The organism is Mesorhizobium sp. M0496, assembly GCF_040321205.1.
Lineage (GTDB): Bacteria > Pseudomonadota > Alphaproteobacteria > Rhizobiales > Rhizobiaceae > Mesorhizobium.
The window spans coordinates 20,446-29,501 of the sequence record NZ_JAMYRC010000064.1; the positions used below are offsets into that span (position 1 = coordinate 20,446).

Here is a 9,056-nt window from a genome sequence, read left to right on the forward strand (position 1 = left end):
GTCAGCGGCTTGCCGGCGCGCGGCCGTAGAGCAGCAGCATGGCGACGATGACGACGCCGTAGATGATCTGCCGCCCCGCTTCCGGCATCTGCATGACCGACAGGATTGATTGCAGCAGCGTGATCAGGATGACGCCGGCGACGGTGCCGAGATAGGAGCCGCGCCCGCCCAGGATCGAGGTGCCGCCAAGCACCACGGCGGCGATCGACGGCAGCAAATAGGCGTCACCCATCGACTGCGCCGCCTTGGAGGCATAGCCGGCCAAAAGTACGCCACCGAAGGCCGAAAGACCGCCGGAGACGGCGAAGGCGATCATCACGACGCGCCGTGTGTCGATGCCGGAGAGATAGGCCGCGCGCTCGCGGTTGCCGATGCCGTAAACGGTGCGGCCGAAGCTGGTGCGGGTCAGCACGAAGACCATCGCAGCCCCAATCAGCGCCCAGATGATGACCGCGTTGGGCACGCCCGGAATGGTGAAACCTGTCGCCAGGTAGCGCATCGCGCCCGTCGCCGAATCCTGTGGCGAGAAGCCGCCGGTGTAGACGACCATCAGCCCCTGCGCGACGGCATTGGTGGCCAGCGTGATGATCATCGAGGGGATGCGCAGATAGGCGACGCCGATGCCGTTGACGACGCCGATCAGCATGCCGCAGACGATGCCGAACGGAATGGCCAGCGCCACGCCGACCGGACCATAGGCCGCCGCCGCGCAGGCCATCATCGCGCCCGCCGCCACCGCCCACGGCACCGACAGGTCGATCTGGCCAAGCAGGATGACGAGCATCATGCCGGTGGCGATGACGCCGAGGAACGAAGCCACTTTGAGCTGCTGCAAGAGATATTCAGGCGACAGGAAGCTTCTGGAATAGAGGCTGCCGAGGAACAGCAACAGCACGATGCAGGCAAAGGCCGTCAGCACCGCCGGATCGGCGCGGCGGATGAATCTGGGCATGCGGCCGGCAATGCCGCCAAGCGTCGTTTCGCTCACAGGAACCACTCCAGCCGGTTGCGGACCCGAAACAGGGCGAAGGCGCCGAGGCTGACGGCGACCAGCAGGATAACGCCCTGGAACAGCGGCTGCCAGAGCGGATCGAAATCGAAGACGAACAAAAGGTCGCCAATGGTGCGGAAGGCCAGCGCGCCGAAGATCGCGCCGATGGCGCTGCCCTTGCCGCCGAACAGCGAGACGCCGCCGAGCACCACGGCGGCGATCGAAAACAGCGTGTAGGCGTTGCCGCTGGCATAGGCCGCCTCGCCCGTATAGGTGAAGAAGGTCAGGAACAGGCCGCCGATCGCGGCCAGCAGCCCGGCCAGCGTGTAGGCAGCGAATTTGCCGCGCCGGATCGGCACGCCGGACATGTAGGCCGCCGTCTCCGATGACCCCGCCGCGTAAGCGGCACGGCCGAGCACCGAGCGGCTGAACGGCACCCAGATCACCAGCACGATTGCCAACAGCGCGACGAGGCTCGCCGGGACCACGCCGAACACGCGGCCCGTCAGCGCATCAGCCAGATCCTCATTGACCGAACCGCCCGGAAATGGCCGCAGCAAGAGGCCGATGCCGTAATAGACGGCCCCTGTGGCAATCGTGGCAACGATCGGCTGCAGCCGCCCATAGATGACGATGGCGCCGTTGATGGCGCCGCATAAAAGGCCCACCGCCAGCACGGCGATGACGCCCAGCGTCGTCTGCATCGGCGTACCCACCACCAGCCAGGAGGCGAGGCAGTTGGTGAGCAGGAAGATCATGCCGACGGACAGGTCGATGCCGGCGGTGATCACCACCAGCGTCTGGGCCATCGCCACAAAGGCGAGCAGCACGCCTTTGTTCGAGGCTGTCTGCACGACGTTGGCGGTGAAGCCGGCCGGATGGTTCGAGGTGTAGATGACGAACATGACGATGAGAATGCCGAACGCCAGCAGCGTTCCGCGCTGTTCGGCCAGCCAGTAGCGCCAATCTTTCACGCGTCCGCTCCCAGGCCCACCGGGCTCTCCTCGCCATGGATGTTGAGCGCGCTTGATATCAGCGCCCGCTCGGTGATCTCGGCGCCGACCAGCTCGCGCTTGACCGCCCCGTCATAGAGCACCAGCACGCGGTCGCAGCAGCCGATCAGTTCGTCATAGTCTGTCGAATAGAACAGGATCGCCGCCCCCGCGTCGGCCAGCTTGCGCATCAGCTGATACAGTTCCTGCTTGGTGCCGACGTCGATGCCGCGCGTCGGATCGTTGAGCAGTATGATGCGCGGCTGGCGCATCAGCCATTTGGCGATGACCACCTTCTGCTGGTTGCCGCCCGAAAGCGCGCCGACCGGAATGTCGAGGCCCGCCGTCTTGATCGCCAAAAGGCCGACCATGTCGTCGATCAGCCGCTGTTCGGCGGCGCGGTCGATGATGCCGGTTTTCGACAGCCGGTCGAGCGCGGCGAAGGACAGGTTCTCGCGCACCGTCATCGGCAGCATCAGGCCTTCGGTCTTGCGGTCCTCGGGAATGAGCGCCATGCCGATGCCGTCGTCGCGCGCGACGGATGGACTGGTGATCGACACGGGCTTGCCGTCGATCAGGATCTGGCCGGACAGGCCGCGCAGCACGCCGAAGAAGGCGAGCAGCAATTCGCGCTGGCCCTGGCCGTCGAGGCCACCGAGCCCGACCACCTCGCCCGCCCTGACGGTCAGCGAGATGTCGTGCAGCCGGTCGGCCCAGGAGAGCTTACGGGCTTCGAGCCTGGGGGCGGCGGTGGCTGGTACGGCCGCCGGCTTGGGCGGAAAGATGTGGCTGTATTCGCGGCCGATCATCAACTCGACCACTTCATTGTCGCTCTTCGAGCCGGCCTTGTAGCTGGCGACGTTGCGGCCGTTGCGGAACACCGTGCATTGGTCAGCCAGTTCGGCGATCTCGTTCATGCGGTGCGAGATATAGAGAAGTGCCAGCCCTTCCGAGCGCAGCCGCTTCAGCACCGCGAAGATGTTCGAGACATCGGCTGCCGTCAGCGCCGACGTCGCCTCGTCGAGGATCAGGATGCGTGGCTTGCGGGCTAATGCCTTGGCGATCTCGACCATCTGCCGGCGCGACAAAGGCAGGTCCTTGACCAGGGCCAAAGGGTGGATGTCAGCCGCGCCCGCGCGCGCCAGCGCCTCCTCGGCGATGCGGCGTTGCGCCTTGCGGTCGATCATGCCGAAGCGTTTGGGTGGATCGGAAATGACGATGTTGTCGGCGACGCTGAGTTCGGGAACCAGCGACAGCTCCTGGAAGATGCAGACGATGCCCGCCTTGTTGGCGGCAGCCGGAGAGGCGAAAGTTACCTCGCGGCCATCCAACGTCATCCGGCCTTCGTCGGCCGCGACGACGCCCGCCATGACCTTGATCAGCGTCGATTTGCCGGCGCCATTTTCGCCAAGGATGGCGTGGATGCTGCCTGGCGTGACCAAAAGCTCGGCCTTCTCCAGCGCCCGCACGCCACCATAGCGCTTGGATATGCCTTCCATCCGGAAGAGCGGAACCGCACCGTCCATCGGCCCTCCCAACGCAGTTTAACGATCAGACCTATCGAGTGGTCGGCGCCGCGGGGTCCCACGGCGCCGTTATGCAGCCTATTGGTCAGCCTTGGTCTGACCCATGATTTCCTGCGCCGTGAAATTGATGCCGCAGGTCGGGAAGGAATTGCCGACGAAGAAATTGTCGGACTGGTCTGGGAAGAAATCCTCGCCTGCCTTGAAGTTCGGATCCTCGACGATCGCCAGCGGCAGCTTGACCGATTGCGGGACGACATTGCCTTCAAGTGCCGAGATCGCCGTCTTGATGGCGACCGCAACCTGCGCTGGGCCGGTACCGGCTGACGAACATTTCAACCCGTCGCCTGCATGGGCAGCGCAGAATTTGCGAAAGCCGTTCTCGGTCTCGCCGCCGAACGGCACGAAGGGATGCTTGGCATCGATCATCGCCTGCACGATGCCGGTGTCGCCACCTTGTCCGGTCACGCCATCGAAGGGACCGTTGGTGGCAATCGCGTCGGCCGAGGCCTTTTGGGCAACGCCGTCATCCCACTTGCCGACAACCTCGGTGACGGCCCATTTCTTGCCGGAAGCGTCGAGAGCCTCATGGATGCCATTGTGCCGGTCGGTGTCGACCGACGTTCCAGCAACGCCACGCACCTCGAGCACCTTGCCGCCATTCGGCACATGCGAGACCAACCATTTGCCCCATAGTTCGCCAAGGCCTTTCTGGTCGACGTTGACGTTGATGGCGTCCTTGGTGTCCAGAATGTTGTCAAAGGCAACCAGCACGACACCGGCCTCCTTGGCACGCTTGATCACCGGCCCGAAGGCTGTCGGGTTCTGCGCGTTGACGACGATCGCGTCATAACCGGAATCGATGAAGTTGTTGATCGCCGAAATCTGCGCCGGAACATCTTCACCGGTCGAGACGACCTTGAATTCCTTCAGCTTCGCGGCGACGTCCTTTTGTGCCGCATAGGCCTTTGCGGTCTGCACCATCTGGATACGCCAGGTGTTGGCGATATAGCCGTTGGCGAGCGCGATGCGGTAGGGGCCGTCCTTCTTGGGAAACTTGAAGAACTGCGTATCCGCAGCCCAGGGTGCGAAGCAATCCGGCTCCGCCGCCGGACCCTTGACGACTTCAGGGCCCGCGGCAATTGCCGACGAGCTCAACATGACGAATGCAGTGGCGGCAACGATGCCACCAACAAGTGACTTGATCATCGATATTCCTCCCAGTTGCAGTTCTGATTGTGGTTTCGCTGTGCGAAGTTTTTTGACGCGATGGGCCTGGCACCTCCTTGCCTTGGCATACGCGGTTTAGTTGCCCGTGACGGCCGACCTGGTTCCTCCCCTTGTCACCGCCAGGCGGGCGAAAATTATCATATTATCCATAATAAACAAGTTTTAGTTGTCGCTTATATATAATAAACAGGCGCGACCTGTTGCTCGTACACCCGTTCAGCAAATATGGTAGCGCTACCAAATTGGCGTGTAAACCGGCATTCGCACAGTCGCCTCTGTGCGTTTCAACGCGCGGTGCTCTCGCGGCGCTTGAGCTCGAAACCGAGATCGACGATCCGTTGCTCCGGCCTGTTGCCGGCGATCGCCGCCAGCGCCATGGCGACCGCACTCCGGCCGATCTCATAGCGATGGGTGCGGATGCTGGTGATCGACGGAAACGCCACCTGCATCATGTCGAGGTCGTTGAAACCGACGATGCCGATCGTCTTCGGCACCGCGATCGAGGCGCGATGACACTCGAACAACACGCCGAGCGCGATGTCGTCATTGTTGCAGAAGACACCGTCGAGTGTCGGCACCTTGGCCAGCGCGTCGCGGAACATCTCGCGGCCGAGCGATACGCTGGACGGAACCGGCGTGGTGGTGACAAGGCGCGGGTCGAACAGGCCGGCGGCCTCCATCGCCGCGCGATAGCCGGCAAGGCGCCGCTGCGAGCGCGGGTCCATGCGCGCGCCGATGAAGCCGATGCGGCGATAGCCCGCCTCGATCAGATGTTCGGTCGCCGTCCTGCCGCCGTCGAGATGTGAGAAGCCGACCATCATGTCGACCGGATCAGGTCCAGTCTCCATGACCTGCACCACCGGGCAGCCGGCGCTCTCCAGCAGCTTTCGCGAGGCCGGCGTCTGGTCGATGCCGGCGACGATCAGCGCTGCCGGCCGCTGCGAACCGAACAGCTGCAGCAGCCGCTCTTCCTCGAGGCCGGAATAGTGGGTGTTGCCGAGCTGAATGCGGAACGGGCTGGCCGACAGGCTGTCATAGATGCCGCGCACCACCTCGGCAAAGACGTTGTTGGTGAGCGACGGCACCAGCACGCCGAACACTTCGGCGCGCGCCGAGGCCAGCGCCCGCGCATTCGGGTCCGGGACGTAACCGAGTTCGTCGACAGCGGCCTGGATCTGGCGGCGCAATTCTTCCGAGACGCGCTCCGGCTCGCGCAAGGCGCGCGACACGGTGATGGCGCCGACGCCGGCCTTGCGTGCCACATCTGATATGGTCGGGCGGCCGCCGCCACGGCGCGAGCGCGGCTTGATCACGGACGCGCTCGCTCGGGAATGCACCCGGTAGGGCGCGATACGATCGTTTTTACTGTCGCCATCCTACCGGCCCCGCGTTGCCGCACCAATCGCCTTCTGGCGTCGCGCAGCCTGTTGTCCTTGTCAAGCAACGGCAACAATCCTGCCAACCTTCAGGCCATCACGGCGGTGCTGCGCCGTGCCTTCCAGAACAACAGTCCGATCGCCAGTATGTTCAGCAAATTCCAGGCGATGCCGTTGAGAAACGCAGCCGCATAGGAACCAGTGAGATCGTAGATCCAGCCCGACATCCAGCCGCCGATCGCCATGCCGAAGATCGTCGCCATCATGACGATACCGATGCGCTGGCCGGCCTCTTTGGCGGGCATGTAGTCACGCACGATGATGGCGTAGCAAGGTACGATGCCCCCTTGCGACAGGCCGAACACCAGCGACACCACATAGAGCGAGGCAAGTCCGTCGAACGGGATGTAGAACAGCAGCGACAGGCACTGCAGCATCGAGCCGATCATCAGTGTCCACACAGCGCCGATACGGTCGGCGAGAAAGCCCGACGCCAACCGGCTGACGACGCCGCCGGCCATCATGATCGACAGCATGTCGGCGCCATGCGCCACGCCGTAGCCGAGATCCATGCAATAGGCGACGATATGCACCTGCGGCATCGACATCGCCACGCAGCAGCCGAGCCCGGCGACGACCAGCAGCACCTGCAACGCCGCCGGCGACAGCGAGATCGGCTGCACCGGCCGGCTTCCCGGCGAGCCGGCAGCGGCTGCCGCCGGGGCACCGCGCCGCAGCATCAGCACCAGCGGCACCATGGTGACCAGGCAGAAGATGCCGATTGCCGCATAGGTGAAGCGCCAGCCTTCCGCCTTCATCAGCGTCGGCATGATGGTTGGCCAGATCGCTCCGGCAAGGTAGTTGCCGGCGGCCGCCGCGGTCACTGCGACACCGCGCCGGCGGTTGAACCAGTGCGAGATGTCGGCGATCAGCGGCCCGAAGATCACGGACGTGCCGACGCCGATCAGAACCCCTTGAGCAAGGGTGAATTGCAGGATCGAGGTCGACAGCGCCGCGAGCAGGAGGCCGGCGGAGAGCGCAATCGAAGAGAGCAGCGCCGGGATCCAGTAGCCCATACGGTCGATGGCGCGGCCGATCAGCACGTTGCCGGCGGCAAAACCGACCATGGTCGCGGTGTAGGGCATTGAAGCCGCGGCGCGGTCGACGCCGAATTCGGCCTGAACGGCGGGCAGCACGACGACAACCGCCCACATGCCGACGGCGCCGATCGTCGCCAGCAGCATCGAGACGGCAAGCCGCATCCAGGCATAGGAGCTGTCGATGCCGGGACTTGGCCGGCTCAAGTCGGTTCGGGTCAAGGCGTTTCCTGTCGGCGGTCTCAACAATCGGCTGCCGTTCGCGCCACTATCGGCGCATTCTCAGGCTGCAGCAGCGCCACAGCGGGCAAATCCGTGGCTCCAGGCCCTAAAGCAATTCCAGGAAAAGTGTGAAGCGGTTTTCCATCCGGAATTGCGTCAAGACAAAGAGGTAGAGCGGTTCAACGTTTCCGTTAAACGATGAGCCGCTCTAGGGGCGAATGCAGGAACCGATGCCAATATGCGGAGTTTCCCAACAAGCAAACCGGCAAAGGAGTCCAGCCATGACCGCCACCAAGAATAAATGGTCGGCCGAGGTGACCGAGCACAGCGACGCGCTGGATCTCGAGGATCACGTCTTCGAATCCGACGACGCCAAGAAGATCGCCGCCTCGCTCAAGCGATCTGCCGAACACAGCCACCGGCGCAAGGCCGAGCCGTTCCAGTCAGCCATGTCGATGCTGAACTTCTACATCAATCGCGCCGGCAAGAACCTGCCTGCCGCGCGCAAAAAAGTGCTTGAGGACGCCAAGGGCGAGCTGCGCACCGCCTTCGGGCGTGAGAAGGACGATTAGCTGCGACCCGATAGACCCTACCGGGCGCGGATGACGCCGTCGGTGTTGGCGAGCAGTTTGCGCACGGCGTTGCGCGCCGCGTCCGGCCGTTGCAGGCGGATGTTCTTCTCGATCGCCTCGTGCAGCTTCTGAGCGTGGTTGAGATCGTCGATTTCCCGCGTCGTATAGGCAAAGAGATGATCGAAGGCGGATTCAATCAGCACGCCGAGCGGCACCAGAAGGTCGTTGCCCGAAGCGCGCAGGATGGCGAGGTGAAACCGCGTGTCGGCGCGGGTGCGCTCCTGCAGGCTGGTCGCCGCGCCCATCTCCCGGCACGCCTGGCTGATCTCCGCCATCTGTTCTTCGGTGCGCCGCATGGCGGCAAAGGCGGTCGCTTCCGGCTCAATAATGTGGCGGAACTCCTGCACGGTCTTCAAAAACACTTCGCGATCCGGCGACGTCGCGTACCAGGCCAGCACGTCGCGGTCGAGCAGGTTCCAGCGTTCCTTCGGCTCGACCCAGCTGCCGATCTTGGGACGCGAGGCCAGCAGGCTCTTGGCCATCAGCATCTTGATCGCCTCGCGCACCGCCGAGCGGCTGACGCTGAAGGTCTCCGACCATTTCGCTTCGTTGGGCAGGATGGTTCCGGGCGGATAGTCGCCGCGCACGATCCTGAGGCCGATCTCGCTGGCCAGAGAGGCATGGACGCTCGACCCTGGAATGCGCGCCGCATCAGGTCGGCGAACGCCGGCGGGACGCTCGGTGGAGGCCGATTTCGCTGACGATTTTTCCTTGTTCGGCTTCGCGTCCCGCATAGGCTCCAGAAAGTCTGGATTGAGGGTGCTGTCAAGCGCGGCAAGCGGCTTGGGCCGCAAAGCCGGCCGCTGTGCACAGATCAGCCCCGATCCGCTGCTTGATTGGCATGTCGAGATTCAGGTCAGGCCGAGCCGAGGATGATGGATTTCGAGAACCGGAGCGGAGCGTACTTGAAGTACGTGTTGGGGTGGACGGCCCCCGACGGCATCATGATGTGCCAGAATGAGGTCGTTACAGATCTCAAGCAAGGGAGACCGT

General features: G+C 63.9%; 8 protein-coding genes. 1 reads left to right on the forward strand and 7 read right to left on the reverse strand.

Annotated elements, in window-relative coordinates; translation table 11 throughout:
* Position 1 precedes the first annotated feature (1 nt).
* The 6 genes from NKI73_RS31420 to NKI73_RS31445 all read right to left on the reverse strand — a co-directional run bounded on the left by NKI73_RS31420 (position 2) and on the right by NKI73_RS31445 (position 7,431).
* The gene (locus NKI73_RS31420) at positions 2 to 988 is read right to left on the reverse strand and encodes an ABC transporter permease (RefSeq protein ID WP_352635690.1); all 987 of its coding nucleotides are present in this window, start codon (positions 986 to 988) and stop codon (positions 2 to 4) included.
* The gene (locus tag NKI73_RS31425; RefSeq protein ID WP_352635692.1) at positions 985 to 1,965 is read right to left on the reverse strand and encodes an ABC transporter permease; all 981 of its coding nucleotides are present in this window, start codon (positions 1,963 to 1,965) and stop codon (positions 985 to 987) included. The genes NKI73_RS31420 and NKI73_RS31425 overlap by 4 nt, the downstream gene beginning before the upstream one ends.
* On the reverse strand, positions 1,962 to 3,509 hold the full coding sequence (locus NKI73_RS31430; protein WP_352635694.1) for a sugar ABC transporter ATP-binding protein: 1,548 nt from the start codon (positions 3,507 to 3,509) through the stop codon (positions 1,962 to 1,964). Before NKI73_RS31430 ends, NKI73_RS31425 begins: the two co-directional genes overlap by 4 nt.
* Positions 3,510 to 3,587: 78 nt before the next feature.
* Positions 3,588 to 4,715 carry a sugar ABC transporter substrate-binding protein gene (locus tag NKI73_RS31435; protein ID WP_352635696.1) on the reverse strand — a complete coding sequence of 376 codons (1,128 nt, stop codon included), beginning with the start codon at positions 4,713 to 4,715 and terminating at the stop codon, positions 3,588 to 3,590.
* Positions 4,716 to 5,020: 305 nt separating this feature from the next.
* Positions 5,021 to 6,049: an HTH-type transcriptional regulator GntR gene (gene gntR, locus NKI73_RS31440; protein WP_352635698.1), complete on the reverse strand. Its 1,029-nt coding sequence runs from the start codon at positions 6,047 to 6,049 to the stop codon at positions 5,021 to 5,023.
* Positions 6,050 to 6,201: 152 nt separating this feature from the next.
* Entirely contained in the window at positions 6,202 to 7,431 is a 1,230-nt protein-coding gene (locus tag NKI73_RS31445; RefSeq protein WP_352635700.1) for an MFS transporter, read from the reverse strand.
* 281 nt (positions 7,432 to 7,712) lie between these two features.
* On the opposite strand from NKI73_RS31445, the gene NKI73_RS31450 reads away from it, so the two are divergent.
* A complete protein-coding gene (locus tag NKI73_RS31450; protein ID WP_352635702.1) occupies positions 7,713 to 8,003 on the forward strand; it encodes a DUF3175 domain-containing protein in 291 nt (96 codons plus the stop codon).
* Between the two features lie 17 nt (positions 8,004 to 8,020).
* On the opposite strand, the gene NKI73_RS31455 is transcribed toward NKI73_RS31450, so the two are convergent.
* A complete protein-coding gene (locus NKI73_RS31455; protein WP_352635704.1) occupies positions 8,021 to 8,797 on the reverse strand; it encodes a FadR/GntR family transcriptional regulator in 777 nt (258 codons plus the stop codon).
* Positions 8,798 to 9,056 lie beyond the last annotated feature (259 nt).